The organism is Pseudomonas sp. TH32 (assembly GCF_016650855.1).
Lineage (GTDB): Bacteria > Pseudomonadota > Gammaproteobacteria > Pseudomonadales > Pseudomonadaceae > Aquipseudomonas.
Genome location: NZ_JAEKFA010000002.1, coordinates 1,703,863 through 1,720,722, shown reverse-complemented (window position 1 = coordinate 1,720,722; position 16,860 = coordinate 1,703,863). Strand labels below are relative to the sequence as shown.

Annotated in this window: 16 protein-coding genes and 1 pseudogene; 12 read left to right on the top strand and 5 right to left on the bottom strand. The window is 62.3% G+C overall.

Translation table 11 applies throughout. The annotated features are described in order from the left end of the window. The first annotated feature begins 12 nt into the window (after positions 1-12). Positions 13-390, top strand: coding sequence for a COG4315 family predicted lipoprotein (locus tag JFV30_RS11515; RefSeq protein WP_201123769.1), 378 nt, complete (start codon positions 13-15; stop codon positions 388-390). 56 nt (positions 391-446) lie between these two features. On the opposite strand, the gene JFV30_RS11510 is transcribed toward JFV30_RS11515, so the two are convergent. Beyond that, positions 447-1,121 (bottom strand): GNAT family N-acetyltransferase, encoded by a 675-nt coding sequence (locus JFV30_RS11510; protein ID WP_010169668.1) that lies wholly within the window; start codon positions 1,119-1,121, stop codon positions 447-449. 278 nt (positions 1,122-1,399) lie between these two features. Continuing rightward, the gene (locus JFV30_RS11505) at positions 1,400-2,290 is read right to left on the bottom strand and encodes a LysR substrate-binding domain-containing protein (protein ID WP_201123756.1); all 891 of its coding nucleotides are present in this window, start codon (positions 2,288-2,290) and stop codon (positions 1,400-1,402) included. 111 nt (positions 2,291-2,401) lie between these two features. On the opposite strand from JFV30_RS11505, the gene JFV30_RS11500 reads away from it, so the two are divergent. The 7 genes and pseudogenes from JFV30_RS11500 to JFV30_RS11470 all read left to right on the top strand — a co-directional run bounded on the left by JFV30_RS11500 (position 2,402) and on the right by JFV30_RS11470 (position 10,382). Beyond that, complete coding sequence (locus JFV30_RS11500) at positions 2,402-3,628, top strand: MFS transporter (RefSeq protein WP_201123754.1); 1,227 nt, start codon at positions 2,402-2,404, stop codon at positions 3,626-3,628. 46 nt (positions 3,629-3,674) lie between these two features. Further along, on the top strand, positions 3,675-4,385 hold the full coding sequence (locus tag JFV30_RS11495; protein ID WP_029615839.1) for a FadR/GntR family transcriptional regulator: 711 nt from the start codon (positions 3,675-3,677) through the stop codon (positions 4,383-4,385). 106 nt (positions 4,386-4,491) lie between these two features. Continuing rightward, positions 4,492-5,685, top strand: coding sequence for an L-2-hydroxyglutarate oxidase (gene lhgO, locus JFV30_RS11490; protein WP_201123752.1), 1,194 nt, complete (start codon positions 4,492-4,494; stop codon positions 5,683-5,685). Positions 5,686-5,742: 57 nt separating this feature from the next. Next, positions 5,743-7,068, top strand: coding sequence for an MFS transporter (locus JFV30_RS11485; RefSeq protein ID WP_201123750.1), 1,326 nt, complete (start codon positions 5,743-5,745; stop codon positions 7,066-7,068). Positions 7,069-7,149: 81 nt separating this feature from the next. Then, positions 7,150-8,006 (top strand): annotated as a pseudogene (locus JFV30_RS11480) (CAP domain-containing protein). Between the two features lie 139 nt (positions 8,007-8,145). Continuing rightward, entirely contained in the window at positions 8,146-8,565 is a 420-nt protein-coding gene (locus JFV30_RS11475; RefSeq protein ID WP_201123748.1) for an organic hydroperoxide resistance protein, read from the top strand. Between the two features lie 140 nt (positions 8,566-8,705). Further along, the gene (locus JFV30_RS11470) at positions 8,706-10,382 is read left to right on the top strand and encodes an ATP-binding protein (RefSeq protein WP_201123746.1); all 1,677 of its coding nucleotides are present in this window, start codon (positions 8,706-8,708) and stop codon (positions 10,380-10,382) included. Between the two features lie 3 nt (positions 10,383-10,385). Here JFV30_RS11470 and JFV30_RS11465 read toward each other — a convergent pair whose 3' ends face one another. After that, on the bottom strand, positions 10,386-11,513 hold the full coding sequence (locus tag JFV30_RS11465; protein ID WP_032881879.1) for a sensor domain-containing diguanylate cyclase: 1,128 nt from the start codon (positions 11,511-11,513) through the stop codon (positions 10,386-10,388). 150 nt (positions 11,514-11,663) lie between these two features. On the opposite strand from JFV30_RS11465, the gene JFV30_RS11460 reads away from it, so the two are divergent. From JFV30_RS11460 to JFV30_RS11445, 4 genes are all read left to right on the top strand, one after another. Further along, positions 11,664-12,191, top strand: coding sequence for a GNAT family N-acetyltransferase (locus JFV30_RS11460; RefSeq protein ID WP_201123744.1), 528 nt, complete (start codon positions 11,664-11,666; stop codon positions 12,189-12,191). 133 nt (positions 12,192-12,324) lie between these two features. After that, positions 12,325-13,365, top strand: coding sequence for an alpha/beta fold hydrolase (locus JFV30_RS11455; protein WP_201123742.1), 1,041 nt, complete (start codon positions 12,325-12,327; stop codon positions 13,363-13,365). Next, complete coding sequence (locus tag JFV30_RS11450) at positions 13,365-13,877, top strand: cytochrome P460 family protein (protein WP_201123740.1); 513 nt, start codon at positions 13,365-13,367, stop codon at positions 13,875-13,877. The genes JFV30_RS11455 and JFV30_RS11450 overlap by 1 nt, the downstream gene beginning before the upstream one ends. 111 nt (positions 13,878-13,988) lie before the next feature. Further along, entirely contained in the window at positions 13,989-14,693 is a 705-nt protein-coding gene (locus tag JFV30_RS11445) for a tetratricopeptide repeat protein (protein WP_201123738.1), read from the top strand. Between the two features lie 19 nt (positions 14,694-14,712). Here the strand turns inward: JFV30_RS11445 and JFV30_RS11440 are convergent, their stop codons facing one another. Together JFV30_RS11440 and JFV30_RS11435 are read right to left on the bottom strand one after the other, a co-directional pair. Beyond that, positions 14,713-15,141 carry a TOBE domain-containing protein gene (locus tag JFV30_RS11440; protein ID WP_010169682.1) on the bottom strand — a complete coding sequence of 143 codons (429 nt, stop codon included), beginning with the start codon at positions 15,139-15,141 and terminating at the stop codon, positions 14,713-14,715. 174 nt (positions 15,142-15,315) lie between these two features. Further along, entirely contained in the window at positions 15,316-16,725 is a 1,410-nt protein-coding gene (locus tag JFV30_RS11435; RefSeq protein WP_029615841.1) for an OprD family outer membrane porin, read from the bottom strand. Between the last annotated feature and the right edge of the window lie 135 nt (positions 16,726-16,860).

Below are 16,860 nucleotides of genomic sequence, written 5' to 3'. Positions count from 1 at the left end.
CAGGAGTTCGTCATGCTGAAAAAATTCTCCCTTGCTGCCGCTGTCGTGATTGCGTGTGCTTCGACCATGGCCTTCGCCGCCCCTGCCCACATCGCCGACAGTGCCAAGGGCAAAGTCCTGGTGGATGGCAAGGGCATGACCCTGTACACCTTCGCCAAGGACAGCGCCGGCAAATCCGCCTGCAACGGCCAATGCCTGGCCAACTGGCCGGCGCTGACCGCCTCGGCAGGTGCCAAGGATGCCGACGGCTACACCGTGATCAGCCGTGACGACGGCAGCAAACAGTGGGCCTACAAAGGCCAGCCGCTGTACACCTGGGTCAAGGACAGCAAGCCGGGCGACATCACCGGTGACGGCGTTGGCGGCAACTGGAACCTGGCCAAGCCATAAAAGACATACCCATCAAAATGTGGGAGCGGGTTTGCTCGCTCCCACATTGTTCTGCGTTATCCCAGCCTTGCGTGCACAAACATCCGGGCTTTATGGGTCATCTGGTCGAAGTGACGATCACGCTGTTTCTCTGCATCGATCATCGCCCGCTTGCCGTGCTTTTGCAGCAGGTAGGTATGGATCTGCCGCACCTCCAGCGAGCTGTAGATCGACGCCACATCCAGCAACCCCATCAAGCCGTCGGTGCTGTAGTCGCGGGTGTTCATCAACACCTGAGTGCCACGCACACCGCGCAGTTGAAAGCCCATGGACTCGAACGCCGGCACCTTCTCCACCGCGCAGGTCAGTTCAGCGTGAGGGTAGCGAGCCAGCATGTCCTGCATCATCGCCCGCGCCACGCCTTTGCGCCGATGGCTGGCGTGCACCGCCATGTAGGCCACGCCGCACGCCTCGGGGTCGTCCTTCACCGGCAGGTACAGCAGGAAGCCAATCACCTGCTCCTGCGCATCCAGCGCGACGATCAATTCAACCGCAATGCCCTTCGACCCGCCCAGCGCTTCCAGGTACAGGTGCACCTCATAGCCGATCGCATACTGGTACACGTTGTACAGCAGGTTGCTCGGGGGGATGGCGACCATGCTGATGTCGGTCAGGTAGTCGACCACCATCTGCAGGATCTGCGCGTTGATCGGCTCGGGGCATGGGGTTTCGTAACGGGTAAGGCTGAACATTCGAATTCCTGGTGTTTCGTGTCAAGGCTGGGCGGATTGTACCTGTTGAAGGGCCGCAGCGGGCCCGGAGCGACTTGCTTCAGTCCTATTGTTGAAGGCGCTTGCTGTGGCGAGGGAGCTTGCTCCCGCTGGGCTGCGTAACAGCCCCAATCAAACACACCGCGTTCTTTCAGCTAGAAACAGGATGCAGGTTTTGGGGCCGCTTCGCAGCCCAGCGGGAGCAAGCTCCCTCGCCACAGCAAGAGCGTCGCGTTCAAGACCGGCATTCCAAACGCCGTTCATTGCGCACACACCTCCCGCAGGCAACCGCGCAGCCAGCGATGGGCCAGGTCGGCGTCCAGGCGCGGGTGCCAGAGCATCGACACGGTGAAGTCCGGGAACGCGAACGGCAGCGCAAAGCGGTAAAGGTCGCTGTGCAGGTTGGCGGTATGGCGCTCGGGTACGCTGGCGATCAGGTCGGTGCTGCGAGCGAGCGCCAGGGCGGTGGAGAACCCGGCAACGATGATCACCACGTCCCGTGTCAGCCCCAGCGCTTCCAGGGCTTGATGAATCTGGCCCTGGTCATGGCCGCGCCGGGACACGTAGAGATGCTGGCCGCCGGCAAACCGCTGCGGTGTGACTTCGCCTTCACTCAACGGGTGCCCTTTGCGCACCACTCCAATAAACCGGTCGCGGAACAGCGCCTGGGTCAGTACTTCGGGGCTGGCGCTGCTGTCGACCACGCCGGTTTCCAGGTCGACGCTGCCATCGCGCAGCGGCGTGCTGGCCTTGTCCGGTTTGTGCACGAAACGCAACCGCACGCCCGGCGCTTCCCGGGCGATACGTGCGAGCAACGCCGGGCCGAAGTTTTCAACAAAACCGTCGCTGGTGCGCAAGGTGAAGGTGCGCACCAGTTGGCTCAGGTCCAGCTTCGCCGCCGGGCGCAACACGGCTTCGGCGTCCTGCACCAACTGGCTGACCTGCTCGCGCAGCTCCAAGGCGCGCGGCGTTGGCACCAGGCCACGGCCGGCGCGCACCAATAACGGATCCCCCGTGGTTGCCCGCAGTCGTGCCAGGGCCCGGCTCATTGCCGAAGGGCTCAGGCGCAGGCGTTGGGCGGCGCGGGCGACGCTGCCTTCAGCGAGCAACACATCCAGGGTGACCAGCAAATTCAGATCAGGTGTCGACACGGCAAACCTCATAGGGCGTTTGGCGCACGTATACAGTGCAAATGCTGCGCCTTCCGCCATGTTAGGTGACGGCGTAGATTTCTGACAGCGGTCAAATTCAGGAGCCTGTTGATGAAATCACCTACACCCCGTGGCGCCCTCGTCGCCCTGTCACTGTCCATGCTGCTGGCGTCGCTGGGCACCAGCATCGCCAATGTCGGCTTGCCGAGCCTGGTGCAGGCGTTTGATGCCTCCTTTCAGACGGTGCAGTGGGTGGTGCTCGCGTATTTGCTGGCGATCACCGCCGTGATCGTCAGCGTCGGGCGACTGGGCGACCTGCTGGGCCGCAGCCGCCTGCTGTTGGCGGGATTGTTACTCTTCACGATTGCCTCGGCGTTGTGCGGCATGGCCCCGTCCCTCGGCCTGTTGATTGCAGCCCGCGCCCTGCAAGGCCTGGGCGCCGCGATCATGATGGCGATGACCATGGCGTTGGTGGGCGAGACCGTCGCCAGGGAACGTACCGGCCGTGTCATGGGTTTGCTGGGCACGATGTCGGCCATGGGCACTGCGCTGGGGCCAAGCATGGGTGGCGTATTGATTGCCGGGTTTGGCTGGCGCGCGCTGTTCTTCATCACCGTGCCGCTGGGGTTGCTGACCTTTGCCCTCGCCCGCAGCTCTCTGCGCGTCGACCGCCGCGAACAGCAGCCCACGTCATCCGGGTTCAGTTTCTGGTCGACATTGCGGGATTCATCCCTGAGCACCGGCCTGGCCATGAGCGCACTGGTGTCGGCGGTGATGATGGCGACGTTGGTGGTCGGGCCGTTCTACCTGACCCACGGCGCCGGCCTCGACCCCGCGTGGATGGGCCTGACGATGGCCGTCGGCCCCTGCGTTTCGGCAGTGATGGGCGTACCGGCGGGCCGCTTGACCGACCGTTTCGGCAGCGGCCCGATGACCGTCGCCGGGCTGCTGGCGATGGTGACCGGCTGCCTGTTGCTCTCACTGACGCCGCTCAACCTCGGGGTTGCCGGGTACATCGCCCCGCTGATCATCCTCACCCTCGGCTACGCCCAGTTTCAGGCTGCCAACAACACCGCCGTGATGAGCGATGTACTGGCGGACCGTCGCGGCGTGGTCGCCGGCCTGCTCAACCTCTCACGCAATCTGGGGCTGATCGCGGGCGCCTCGGCATTGGGCGCGGTATTTGCGCAGGTGTCCGGTGACCTCGCCACGGCCAGTCCCGGCAACGTAGGAAGTGGGATGCAAGCCACGTTCGGCGTGGCATTGGCACTGATTGGCGTCGGCCTTTTCCTGGCACTGCGCACGCGGCTCGGCGCCACACGAATCTTGACAAGGTAAAATCGTAACGACTATTGTCTGACAACCTGATTACCAAGGTTGTCCCATGCTTGAGCTCCAGCGCCCTGATTCGCTCGTTATGCGCGTTGTCAGCGCCATTCGTGCAGAAATCGATTCCGGCCACCTGGCGCCCGAAGCGCGCCTGCCCACCGAACAGCAACTGGCTGAACAGCTGAACGTCAGCCGCTCGGTGGTGCGCGAAGCGATTGCCCAGCTCAAGGCCGATGGCGTACTCACCGCCCGCCGTGGCCTGGGCTCATTTATCTCCCAGACCCCGGCCGGCACGGTGTTCCGCTTTCCGGAAAAAAACGGCCGCCGCCCGGACCTGGCACAAATGTTCGAAGTGCGCCTGTGGATCGAAACCCAGGCCGCCTCGATTGCCGCCCAACGCCGCGACGCTGCAGACCTGCAGCGCATGAAAAGCGCCCTGCAGGAAATGCACGACAAACGCGCCGACTTCGAAGCCGCCGCCCTGGCTGATGTGGAATTCCATCGCGCCATCGCCGAGGCCAGCAAGAACGACTATTTCGTGGCCTTCCATGACTTCCTCAGAAGCCAACTGGCAAGCGCCCGCAAGACCGCCTGGGAAAACTCTGCCACCCGCTTTGTCAGCGGCTCGGCCGACGCCACCCAGGAACACACCGCGCTGTACCAGGCCATTGTCGACGGTGACGCCCAAGGCGCCGCCGCCTGTGCCGAGGCCCACTTGCGTGCCGCAGCAAGGCGCCTGCACCTGGAGCTGCCGGCCATCAACTGACGGATCCAGGCTCATTTGAAGCGTGCCGCTGGCGCGCTGTTTTTTTAATAAAACCATTAGTCTGACAACCTGATAAGCAGACTGAAATGCGTAGGTAACCCACACAATGATTTATGACTTTTGCATCATCGGCGGCGGCATCGTCGGCCTGGCCACCGCGATGGAGCTGCTCAAGCGCCAGCCCGACGCGTCCCTGGTGATCCTGGAAAAGGAAAGCCTGCTGGCCAAACACCAGACCGGCCACAACAGCGGCGTGATCCATGCCGGCATCTACTACGCGCCGGGCAGCCTCAAGGCCGATTTGTGCAAGCGTGGCGCCGAAGCCACCAAGCAGTTCTGCACCGAGCACGGGATCAAGTTCGAGGTGTGCGGCAAGCTGCTGGTGGCCTCCACGCCGCTGGAAGTGCAGCGAATGGAAGCGCTCTACGCCCGCTCGCAGCTCAACGGGATGAAAGTCGAACGCCTGGACGCCGACCAGTTACGCCAGCGCGAACCGAACATCGTCGGGCTGGGGGGGCTGTTTCTCGACGCCACCGGCATCGTCGATTACCGCGAAGTCTGCGAAACCATGGCCCGGGTGATCCGCCGCGCTGGCGGCGAAATCTGCCTGGAACGCACCGTCACCGACATCGTCGAGGACACCGACAAGGTCACCGTCAGCACCCGTGGCGAAAGCTGGCAGGCCAAACACCTGGTGGTGTGCGCGGGCTTGCAATCGGACCGCCTGGCGGTGATGGCCGGGGTCAAGATCGACCACCAGATCATCCCGTTCCGTGGCGAATACTTCCGCCTGCCGGCCTCGAAAAACAACATCGTCAACCACCTGATCTACCCGATTCCCGACCCGGAGCTGCCGTTCCTCGGCGTGCACCTGACCCGCATGATCGACGGCAGCGTCACCGTCGGCCCGAATGCCGTACTGGGCCTGGGCCGCGAAAACTACCGCAAATTCTCGGTGAACTGGCGCGACGTGGCGCAGTACGCGAGCTTCCCGGGCTTCTGGAAAACCATCTGGCAGAACCTCGGTTCCGGCAGCGTCGAGATGAAGAACTCGCTGTTCAAGTCCGGCTACCTGGAGCAGTGCCGCAAGTACTGCCCCTCGCTGAACATCGAAGACCTGCTGCCCTACGAAGCCGGTATCCGCGCCCAGGCCGTGATGCGCGACGGCACCCTGGTGCACGACTTCCTGTTCGCCCAGACCCCGCGAATGCTCCACGTGTGCAATGCGCCCTCACCCGCTGCCACCTCCGCGATTCCCATCGGCGCGATGATCGCCGACCGCATGTTCACGCCCCACTGATACCCGCGACACGCCGCACTTTGACAATAAATATAATGACCAGGAAGGAACAACAGCATGACGGCAACAGCCCGCACTCCGGACTCTGAAACCCCCGAGCAAACCAGGAAACGCCTGCGCAAAGTCGCGGCCGCAACGATCTTCGGCTCGATGCTGGAGTGGTATGACTTTTACCTGTACGCCACCATGGCGGCCATTGTGTTCTCGAAGATCTTCTTCGATAACAGCGACCCGAAAGCCGCCACGCTGATGGCGTTTTCCACCTTTGCCATCGGCTTTATCGCACGCCCGTTTGGCGGCATTCTGTTCGGCTACCTGGGCGACAAGTTCGGGCGCAAGCAAGTGCTGGTGCTGACCTTCTGCATGATGGGCGTGTGCACCACGCTGATCGGGCTGATCCCCAGCTACGCCACCATCGGCATCTGGGCGCCAATCGTGCTGGTGTTTATCCGCATCATCCAGGGCCTGGGTGCCGGAGCGGAACTATCCGGTGCGGCAGTCACCTCCTACGAGCACGCCAGCGAAGGCAAGCGCGGCAGCCAGGGCGCATGGCCCGCGCTGGGTTTGAACCTGGGGTTGCTGCTGTCGTCGCTGACCGTGTACCTGCTGACCATCAACGGCAACGAGTTCCTGCTGGCCGGCGGCTGGCGGATTCCGTTCATTTGCAGCATCGCCCTGGTGGGCGTGGGCCTGTGGGTGCGCAACAGCATCCCGGAAACCCCGGAGTTCAAGGAACTGAGCAAGGAAACCGCGAAAGCCAAGGCCTCGCCGCTCAAGGCGCTGTTCAAGAACGACCTCAAGGGGTTGGCGGTAGTGTTCTTCGTGGCGATTGGCTACAACGCGCTGAGCTACATCTTCAAGACGTTTTCCCTGGCGTACCTGACCCAGTTCAAGGGCGTCGATGTGCACGTCACCTCGCTGTCGGTGACCATCGCCAGCCTGATCGCCATCGTCGCCGTGCCGTGCTTCGGCTGGTTGTGCGACAAGTGGAGCAGCAAGACCGTGCTGATGCTCGGCGGCCTGCTCTCGCTGCTGTTCGCCTACCCGTTCCTTGCGCTGCTGAATACTGGCGAGAGCCTGATGATCTACGTCGCCATCGGCGTGGGCACCGGCATCCTCGCCCCGATGATGTTTGCGCCCCAGGGCTCGTTCCTGAGCCGCCAGTTCCCGACCCAAACCCGCTCTTCAGGCTTTGGTACCGGACGGGAAATCGGCACCGCCATCGCAGGTGGCCTGGCGCCATTAGGGGCGTTGTCGATGGTGGCGGCGTCGGCCACCCACTCCACTGATGGCGTTGTGATAATCCTCGCGATCTCGTCCCTGCTGGTGGTGGTGTTCGCCTTGTGCGATCAGGGCCGTAAACACTCGGCATTCAAGAACTGAGGCAAAAAGTTCGGACCAACGGGTGCATGGATGCCCCTTCATCGCGCATCATGGGCACTTTCAAGCTCAAGGGAAACGTCCATGCGCGTTCTGTCATTGATGATGGGTCTTACGACGCTGGCCGCCAGCCTGGTGTTCAGCGCCCAGGCGCAGGCGGGTGAAGAAAGCCTGTTGGTCGACTCGATCAATCAATACCGCAGCCAGGTTCAACGCTGCGGCAACCAGGGTTCCCAGGAATTGCCACCGCTGGCCAGCGACACCCGGCTGGTATTGCCCGTCAACAGCGTCGGCGACTTGCAACAGGCGCTGGCGCGGGCGGCCTACCCGATGGTCAACGTCCAGGCCATCAGCCTGTCCGGGCCAAAAACGCCGAAGCGGCGATGAAAGCCGTGCGCGAAAGTTTTTGCCGGGTGGTGCTCGACCCGCAATTCATTGATATCGGCGTGAGCAACAGCGGCCAGGACTGGCGCATCGTGCTCGCCCGCCCGCTGCTGACCAGCGGCCTGGGTGAGACCCAGACCGAAGGCAAGAAGGTGCTCGACCTGATCAACGCCGCCCGCCAGCAACCCCATCAGTGCGGCGGCCAGGCGTTTGCCGCCACCACGCCCCTGAGCTGGAACGAAGCGCTCGCCACCGCCGCCGCCGGCCACGCGCGCAACATGGCCAACGGCAACTTCTTCGATCACCTGGACCACGATGGCCGCACCCCGGGCGACCGGGCTGAACTGGCAGGCTATATCGGCCAGCAGATCGGCGAGAACATCGCCGCCGGCATGGATACCCCGCGCAAGGTGGTGGACGGCTGGCTGGCCAGCCCCGGGCACTGCGCCAACCTGATGAACCCGCAGTTCCGCGAAATGGGCGCCGCCTACGCCATGGACCCGAAGAGTGACGCGGGCATCTACTGGACGGGGTTGTTTGGCGTGCAGCAGCAATAACGGTTTGTATCCCAACGTATCTTCCCGGTGCGGCGACACACTGCGAGGTGCACGCCCCTGGCGATGACACATTGCGGATACGCCGGCGCGGTTTCCTGTGCACACCGGCCCATCCCGGGCCACCTGCAAGGAAACCGTCATGTCCCAGAACAGCACCGTGCTCTACACCGGCAAAACCCACACCACTGGCGGGCGTGAAGGCGCGTCCCACAGTGATGACCTGCAACTGGACATCAAGCTGTCGCCGCCCGGCTCAAAGGCGCCCGGCACCAACCCCGAGCAACTGTTCGGTGCCGGCTGGTCCGCCTGCTTTATCGGCGCGATGGGCAAGGCCGCACAAAGCCTGCAGATCCGCCTGCCAGCCGACACGGCCGTGAGCGCCGAAGTGGACCTGGTGAACAGCCCCGAAAATGGCTATTACCTGCAAGCCCGCCTGCGGGTCAGCCTGCCGGGTATCGAACACGCGGCGGCCCTCGCGCTGGTGGAACGTGCCCACCAGACGTGCCCGTATTCCAAGGCAACCCGCGGCAACATCGAGGTGGATATCACCGTGGTCTGAACGAGGTTTGCCGGGTGATTATTTGGCGGCGACATTAGATTGCCATCTAGTGGATAATCCCGCTGAACTGGCTGAATCCTGGGGTGTCTGTAGCTTGGCATCCCTACTCAGCAAACCGTGGCAAAGAAGGCGTTCACCGAATGACAAACTGGCTGCAAGGCGGCGGCGAACTGGGCGAAAGGGTCCGGCATCACGACTGGGCGAGTACGCCGCTGGGGCCGCTGGATCAATGGCCGGACGTGTTGAAGACCACTGTTGCCCTGTGCCTTGCCTCCAGTTTCCCCCAGGCGATCGTCTGGGGACCTTCGCTGATCACGCTGTACAACGACGGCTTCATCCCGATTCTTGGCGACAAACCCGACGCGCTCGGGCGACCTTTCAGCGAGATCTGGCAGGAAGCGTGGCCCGAGATCAGCCCGATCGCCAACGCCGCCTTCGCGGGTGAAGCCACCTTTATCGAAAATTTCCCGTTGCGCGTCGAACGCGGCGGCGCACCGGAGCAGGCGTACTTCACCTTTTGCTACAGCCCGATTCGCGACGTGCAAGGCAACGTGGTCGGCATGCTCGACACCGTGACCGAAACCACCGCCACCGTCGTACTGTCCCGGCGGCTGGCCGAGTTGAATGCGAGCCTGGAGCAGCGCGTCAACGAACGAACCACCCTGTTGACCCAGACCGAAGCCGCCTTGCGCCAATCGCAAAAACTCGAAGCCATCGGCCAGTTGACCGGTGGCGTGGCGCACGACTTCAACAACCTGCTGACCATCATTCGCTCCTCCGTCGACTTCCTGCGCATGCCTGCCTTGTCCGAAGAACGTCGCCAGCGCTACATGAGCGCCGTCAGCGACACCGTGGAGCGGGCCGGCAAATTGACCAGCCAGTTGCTCGCATTTGCGCGCCGCCAGCCACTGAACCCGGAAGTGTTCGATGCCGGGCAGCGGGTGAACAACATTGGCGAGATGCTCGAAACCGTCACCGGCGCGCGGATCAAGGTGCGGGTCGAGTTGCCCGGGCTGCCGTGTTACATCCGCGCCGACTCCAGCCAGTTCGAAACCGCGTTGATCAACATCGCCCTCAACGCCCGGGACGCCATGAACAGCCAAGGCACCCTGACCCTGAGCGTGGTCGCCGACCAAGCGCTGCCGAGCATCCGGGGTGACGCCGGTTCGCGCCAGGCGTTTATCGCAATTTCACTCACCGACACCGGCAGCGGAATTCCCGGCGAGACTTTCGAGCGCATCTTCGAACCCTTCTTCACCACCAAGGAAGTCGGCAAGGGCACGGGCCTCGGGCTGTCCCAGGTGTTTGGCTTCGCCAAGCAATCGGGCGGTAACGTCGATGTGGCCAGCAAGGTTGGCCAGGGCACGGTGTTCACCCTGTACCTGCCGCAGGTGGTGCCTGAAGAAGGCGTTGAAAACCCCGCGCAGGAGGTTTGCGGGCTGGTCGCAGAGAGTGCTCAGCGCCACATTCTGGTGGTGGAAGACAACCTGGAAGTGGGCCGCTTTGCCAACCAGATTCTCCAGGACCTGGGGTACCAGACCACCTGGGCGACCAACGCCGAACAGGCGCTGGAACTGGCCGGTGCGGATGCAATGGGGTTCGACGCGGTGTTTTCCGATGTGGTGATGCCCGGCATCACCGGCGTGGCACTGGCCAGGGAACTGCGCCGGCGCAGGCCTGGCCTGCCGGTGGTGCTGACTTCCGGCTACAGCGAGGAACTGGCGGAAAGCGGCTACGAAGGCCTGGTGTTCCTGCCCAAACCCTACTCGGCCGACCAGGTTTCACAGGTGCTGGCCAGGGCGTTGTTCAAGGGCTGAGCCCTACTCGGCCACGGCCACCTGATTGCGACCGAGGGCTTTGGCGCGGTACAGGGCCTTGTCGGCGGTATTCATCAACCCGTGCAGGTCTTGATCCACCGCGCGGGCCCAGGCCACGCCAAGGCTGGCGGTGAGCCCATGGACCGGCTCGCTGGCCAGCCCGGCAATCGCCTTGATCAACTGCTCGGCAATGTCCCGCCCGGTCTCCAGGGACGTGTCCGGCAACAGCACCGCAAACTCCTCGCCGCCCAGCCGCCCGTACACGTCGGCCTGGCGAAACGACGCGCTGATCACCCCGCCGATCTGCCGCAGCACCTGGTCCCCGGCCTGGTGGCCGTAGGTGTCATTGATGTCCTTGAAGTGGTCCATGTCCATCATCAGCGCGCACAACGGCTGCTGATTATGCCGGCACTGCTCGTAGAGCAACTGCGCATGCTCGAAGAACGCCCGGCGGTTCATCAGGCCGGTGAGCTCGTCGGTTTGTGCGGCGCGGGTAGAGATATTGTGGGCACGTTCCATTTGCCGGGTCAGGCGAAAGGCCTTTTCCAGGGCGTCGGACAGCTTGCGCGTGGCGCCACCGACAAACGAGGAGAACACCAGCACCGCCAGCGCCATGCCGACCTGCATCGACGACGGTTGAAACAGCAGCCACACGGTGCACGGCAGCAAGACCAGGCCCATGGAGACCAGGGTCATGTAGCGATAGGCCGAATAACAGGAGACGGCGCTGACCGACATGCCTACGGTGAACAACATCACCAAGGCCTGGGAGAGTCGGTCATCAGTGGGCATCAGCGCCAGTGCGCCAAGCCCCCACACGCCGGCAGACAACATCAGCGTCACCCAGTAGCGCCGCTCCCAGCGTGCAGGGGTGCGATCACTGTTGGGGCAGCGAAACCAGGCCATGAACATCCAGACCCGCAGCAGTGACGTCCCCGCCAGCACCACCAGCCAGACCAGCATTACCCGGTGATCAAAACGCTCCCAGCACAGCCAGCACAGCATGGCGGCCGCCATATAACTGCCGAAAACCGCCGAAAATGACTGGCGAAACAGCTGATGCAATCGATCTGTTCGTACCTGCTCCTCGATGAAGCAATCCTGGTCCTGCCCACGCCCAAGGCCATTCATTTGGTCCGCCTGATCATACTGCTGCGACAAAGTGCCATTGTGGCATCCTGCCAGTAGCCCTAACAACTGAATCGAGCGTGCTAGAGCGCCGAAAGCAGGATAAATATAGGTGAACACCTTTTGTCTCGCCCCAAGGATCAAACGCCATCCATGAATACCCGCCCAATCACCACCCCACGCCTGATGCTCAGGCCCGTCACGGTCGACGATGCGGCCAGTGTATTCGCCATCTATGGCGATCCCGAGACCAACCGCTACAACCCGTCCGGTCCCTTGACCGACCCGGGTCAAGCCAGCGCCGCCCTGGATCGCTGGCTGAAACACTGGGCAGAACACGGTTTTGGCCAATGGGCGATTGCTACACAACAGGCGCCGGAGTGCGTGATCGGCTTTGGGGGCATCACCTTGTACCCCTACAACGACGTTGAGCGAATCAACCTGGGCTACCGCTTTGCCGTCAGCGCCTGGGGCCAGGGCTTTGCAACAGAGCTTGCCAGGGCTGCGTTGCAATTTGGTTTTGTCGAACTGGACCAGCCGCAGGTGTACGGCGTGGTGCGTCCGGCGCATACAGCGTCCATCAAGGTGCTGGAGAAAATCGGCATGCAGCACATTGATGAACTGGACGATGTGCCCGGGCAGGCGCCGAGCCTGGTGTACGTGGCCACCCGGCCCCTCTGAATCGTGTATCGCAGTGTGTCCAAACACCCCTGCGATACAAAACCTTTAACCCAACCGTTTTCTCGAAACAGACGGGATACACAACTACGTTCAACTGTGAGCCAGGCACACAACCCGCCGCCGGAGACTCACCATGCACACACAGTTGAACACCCCACCCCGCCGCCTGATGGGCGCGTCGCTGCTGGCCTTTGCGCTGTTGCAGTTCGGTGCCTTCGGCGTAGCCCATGCACAGGACACGCAAGCACCTGCGGTTGCCAGCGCCAGTGCCCACGCCACGCTCGGCCCGTTGAAGCAGGTGAAGGCCGGCTTGCTGGAGGTGGCCTACGCCGAAGTCGGCCCGGCCGATGGCCCGGTGGTGATCCTGCTGCATGGCTGGCCCTACGACATTGACAGCTATTCCGAGGTAGCGCCGCTGCTGGCCGCCCAGGGCTACCGCGTGCTGGTGCCTTACGCCCGTGGCTACGGCGACACCCGTTTCCTCTCGGCAAAGACCCTGCGCAACGGCCAGCCGGCCGCACTTGCGGTCGACCTGATCGACTTCATGGACGCACTGAACATCAAGCAGGCCGTGCTTGGCGGCTACGACTGGGGCGCCCGCACCGCCGACATCGTCTCGGCGTTGTGGCCTGAGCGGGTCAAGGCGCTGGTGTCGGTCAGCGGCTACCTGATCGGCAACCAGGCCGCCGGAAAGAACCCCTTGCCGCCCAAGGCTGAGTTGCAGTGGTGGTACCAGTTCTACTTCGCCACCGATCGCGGCGCCGCCGGTTATGCAAAAAACACCCACGACTTCGCCAAGCTGATCTGGCAGATCGCCTCACCGAAATGGGCGTTTGACGACGCCACCTTCGACCGCAGCGCCAAAGGCCTGGACAACCCCGACCACGTCGCGGTGTCGATCTTCAACTATCGCTGGCGTCTGGGCCTGGTCCAGGGCGAGAAGAAATACGCTGCGCTGGAACAGAAACTCGCCACCGCCCCGTCCATCAGCGTGCCCACCATCACGATGGAAGGCGACGCCAATGGCGCACCGCACCCGGCGGCGGAAGACTACGCCAAGCGCTTTACCGGCAAGTACGAGTACCGGCTGATCACCGGCGGCATTGGCCACAACCTGCCACAGGAAGCGCCCCAAGCCTTTGCCAAGGCTGTGATTGATGCGGACCACTTGTGATGAAGCGCCTGCACCTTGCTGCACTCATCGCTGCGACAGCCGCCGTCGTCGCCACCGCTACCGGGGCCGCTTTTGGCGGCCCTGGTGGCACGAGCGAGCCTTCGCCGATCTACGGCGTGACGATTCCCGACGGCTACCGCCAATGGGAGCTGATCGCCCCGGCCCAGGAAGCCGACCCGCTGAATGAACTGCGGGTGGTGCTGGGCAACCAGGTCGCGCTCAAGGCTTACCGCGACGGTACGCTGCCTTTCCCTGACGGCACCGTGCTGGCCAAACTGGCCTGGAAACATGTGCAGTCGCCCGAGTTCAAGACCGCCTCGATTCCCGGCGCGGCAACCACCGTGCAGTTCATGGTCAAGGATTCGAAGAAATACGCAGCGACGGGAGGCTGGGGGTTTGGGCGGTTCATCAACGGGAAGCCGGCGGACCAGGCGCAGCATGAGACGTGCTTCGCCTGCCATCAGGCGTTGGTGAAGAACCATGATTATGTGTTCACGCGGCTGGCGCCCTGAAGCAATCCATTGCGGCGAGGGAAACGCGGTTTGATCTGCCTACCGTTTCCCTGTCATCCTGCGGCGCGATCTACTTGCCACTCAACACTTACGCCGCATGGAAGCCCGTCTATGTTTGTTTATCGCTGGAGCGCCCTGTTCCTCGGCTGCCTGCTGTCGCAGCTGTGTATTGCCAGCACACTGCCTATCGACCCTCGCGGCGAGAGCCTGTATCAACAGGCCCTCCCGTACCTGCAACAAGCGAACGCCAGGATGGAGGCGGTGCCCGCCAACTTCCCCACGGCAGGTGCGCAGGAAAGAGAACGGGCGATGGTGCTGATGCAGGAAGCCGGCGAGTTACTCAAGCCAGCCGTTGCCCTGCTTGAGCAAGCAGCAGCGCTTGATCACCCGGTGGCGCAGCATCGCCTCGCGATGATCTACATCCTCTTGCTTTCGCCGACCGAGGTGATCAAGGAAAAGGCTTGCCCGCTGATGGAAAGAAGCCTGGCTCAAGGCTTCGCACCGCCGGCACTGGGAATATCCTCCTTTTGTTGGGAATTCACCGATACACCCCAGTACAAAACTGCGCTGCTGGCGATTGAAGCCAGCGCGCCCCTGTATGAGGCGTACTTTCCACAACCGGTTGTGAAGCTCGAGTGCAAAAACGAAATGCCCCAAGGCATGGCGATGCAATGGGGCAGCAGTCGCGATGATCAGGCTGAAACGTATCGACTGCTGGGAGACTACGACCGCGCAAGGCGCACGGAGTATTACCAGAAGGCGATTGAGATCAACGACTGCTACAAGGCGAAAAGACGCCTGGCGATGCGTTCGTAATCGGGGGCGCGGAGGCTTATCAGGCCGGCACACCCAAAATGATATGGGACGCCTTGATCACCGCCGTGGCACTCACGCCCGGCTTCAGGCCCAACTCGGCCACCGCATCGCGGGTCACGATGGAAAACACCTTTGAGCCGCCCGCCAATTCGATCACAACCTCAGCATTCACCGCGCCGTCATTCACGCTCAGCACTTTGCCTTCCAGGCAGTTGCGGGCCGAGAGGCGGATGTCGCTGGACTCGGTCATCAACATCACCCACGGCGCCTTGATCAGCGCGACCGCTTCCTTGCCCACGGCGATGCCGAGGTTGCGGATGCTTTCCAGGGTCACCACGGCTACCAACTGCTCGCCGCCTGGCAGGGTCAACACGACTTCAGCGTTGACCGCACCTTCCTGGACCTGGCTGACCTGGCCTTTGAATACGTTGCGTGCACTGACTTTCATGGGAACGGTCCTTTTCTTGACTTATAGGTTAGGAATTGCCGGGCATGATTAAACGCCGCGTTATGTAAAAACAACTATAGCGCCCTGCTCTGCCGGCAAGCCGCTGAAAAAGTCCTGCCCAAAAAAAGGCCGCCCAACAGGCGGCCTTCATTTGGAGCATTTACCCGCGACTGATCAAAACAGCGCGTAGGTGTAGTTGAAGATCAGGCGGGTTTGATCCTGGTCGGCCGTGCCGGTGTTGTGGCCGTGGTAACTACCGGTACGGAAGGTAGTACCGAAGCCTTTCAGCGGGCCTTCTTGCACGACGTAATCAAGACGGAAATCGGTTTCGCGTTCCGACTGATCGCTGCCACCGGCAACCTTGGCCTTGATGTCGCTGCCGTTGAGGTAAGCAACGGAGGCTTTCAGGCCTGGCACCAGGGTTCTGAAGTCATACAGGTACTGACCGAAATTGACTTGCTCGCCCGCGCGGGAGAACTGGCCAACCACCGCATCCGTGAACAGGTAGAAGTCGGAACCGGCCGCGCCCTGTGCAGTAGGGTCGGCGATGCTGCCCTGGTTGACCCACACGAAGCCACCGTCGTCACTCACGCCAATGTGGCCGAGCATCAACTGGCTGCCACCCAACTGGTAGGTGAATGCAGCACTGTAGGTTTTGTTGTCGACTTCACCGGCGTGCTTGGCATAGCCGCCGTTGTTGTTGAACGCGTAGCCGGCCGAACCGTTTTTGCCGTCGCTGGTGCTGTCGAAATAGCGCAGGTCGGTCTTGAACGATTGGTCATTGCCCAACGGCAGTACGTGCACCAGGCCGAAGTAGTTCTGTTTGTAGAAGTCTTCCAGGTCAGCGTAGTAGTACTGCAACGTCAGGTTTTTAGCGATGGCGTTGTCGGAAGAACCAAACGGCTGGTAGTCAACGCCGCCGAACCGGAAGCTGTCGCTGTCACGCGTGGCGCCGGCGACGCTCAGGCCAGTGGAGTTACTCGATGCACGCCCTTCAGCCTTGTTCAACTCGCCGCCGGTGAAGGTGACGTTGGGAATGTCCTTGGAGGTCAGGATGCCGCCGTCAAAGGTTTGCGGCGCGGCACGGCTGTCGTTGGACACCAGGATCGGCAGGATCGGGGCCAGGCCACCGCCTACGTGCAATTCAGTCTGGGAAATACGGAATTTAACGTTGCCGGCTGCGCGACCAAAGCTGTCAGCAGGCTCGGTGCCGTTGTTCTTGACCGGAAAGAAACTGTTGCCGTTACCCGACAGGCCATTGCCCGCGGCGTGGCCATCGCCACCGTCCAGGCGCAAGGCGCCGAACGCCATCACGTCGAACCCGATGCCTACGGTGCCTTGGGTGTAACCGGATTTGTAGTCGAAACGCAGTACTTGAGCCGCTTCGCGCAGGTCGTTCGCGGTGCCGGAGTGAACGTCGGCGTTGTAGTACATGGTGCGCGAACTGATCGATGAGTGGCTGTCTTCAAGAAAGCCACTGTGACCGTTACCCGTGCCGAGTGAGCCAAGACCAAAATCATCTGCGCAGGCTTGTTGTGCGAGGACAGCCGCGGTGATGGCCAAAGCTAATGTAGAGAGTTTCATTTACTGCGCCCCTATGAACATTATTTTTTTACTGTCCTTCGAGCGAATACCGTTGCGGCCCTGCAAACGCTGCGGATTGTGGCATGGGGCCTAGGGCGCAGAATGTGAAATTTTTGTCATGTAGCGATGAAAAAA

What these genes read in the sequence shown, in the direction of transcription:
- JFV30_RS11470 (WP_201123746.1), top strand. Translation starts at nt 8,706, where the DNA reads ATGACAAACTGGCTGCAAGGCGGCGGCGAACTGGGCGAAAGGGTCCGG.
- JFV30_RS11445 (WP_201123738.1), top strand. Translation starts at nt 13,989, where the DNA reads ATGTTTGTTTATCGCTGGAGCGCCCTGTTCCTCGGCTGCCTGCTGTCG.
- JFV30_RS11510 (WP_010169668.1), bottom strand. Translation starts at nt 1,121, where the DNA reads ATGTTCAGCCTTACCCGTTACGAAACCCCATGCCCCGAGCCGATCAAC.
- JFV30_RS11455 (WP_201123742.1), top strand. Translation starts at nt 12,325, where the DNA reads ATGCACACACAGTTGAACACCCCACCCCGCCGCCTGATGGGCGCGTCG.
- JFV30_RS11485 (WP_201123750.1), top strand. Translation starts at nt 5,743, where the DNA reads ATGACGGCAACAGCCCGCACTCCGGACTCTGAAACCCCCGAGCAAACC.
- JFV30_RS11495 (WP_029615839.1), top strand. Translation starts at nt 3,675, where the DNA reads ATGCTTGAGCTCCAGCGCCCTGATTCGCTCGTTATGCGCGTTGTCAGC.
- JFV30_RS11435 (WP_029615841.1), bottom strand. Translation starts at nt 16,725, where the DNA reads ATGAAACTCTCTACATTAGCTTTGGCCATCACCGCGGCTGTCCTCGCA.
- JFV30_RS11475 (WP_201123748.1), top strand. Translation starts at nt 8,146, where the DNA reads ATGTCCCAGAACAGCACCGTGCTCTACACCGGCAAAACCCACACCACT.
- JFV30_RS11450 (WP_201123740.1), top strand. Translation starts at nt 13,365, where the DNA reads ATGAAGCGCCTGCACCTTGCTGCACTCATCGCTGCGACAGCCGCCGTC.
- JFV30_RS11460 (WP_201123744.1), top strand. Translation starts at nt 11,664, where the DNA reads ATGAATACCCGCCCAATCACCACCCCACGCCTGATGCTCAGGCCCGTC.
- JFV30_RS11515 (WP_201123769.1), top strand. Translation starts at nt 13, where the DNA reads ATGCTGAAAAAATTCTCCCTTGCTGCCGCTGTCGTGATTGCGTGTGCT.
- JFV30_RS11500 (WP_201123754.1), top strand. Translation starts at nt 2,402, where the DNA reads ATGAAATCACCTACACCCCGTGGCGCCCTCGTCGCCCTGTCACTGTCC.
- JFV30_RS11440 (WP_010169682.1), bottom strand. Translation starts at nt 15,141, where the DNA reads ATGAAAGTCAGTGCACGCAACGTATTCAAAGGCCAGGTCAGCCAGGTC.
- JFV30_RS11465 (WP_032881879.1), bottom strand. Translation starts at nt 11,513, where the DNA reads ATGAATGGCCTTGGGCGTGGGCAGGACCAGGATTGCTTCATCGAGGAG.
- lhgO (WP_201123752.1), top strand. Translation starts at nt 4,492, where the DNA reads ATGATTTATGACTTTTGCATCATCGGCGGCGGCATCGTCGGCCTGGCC.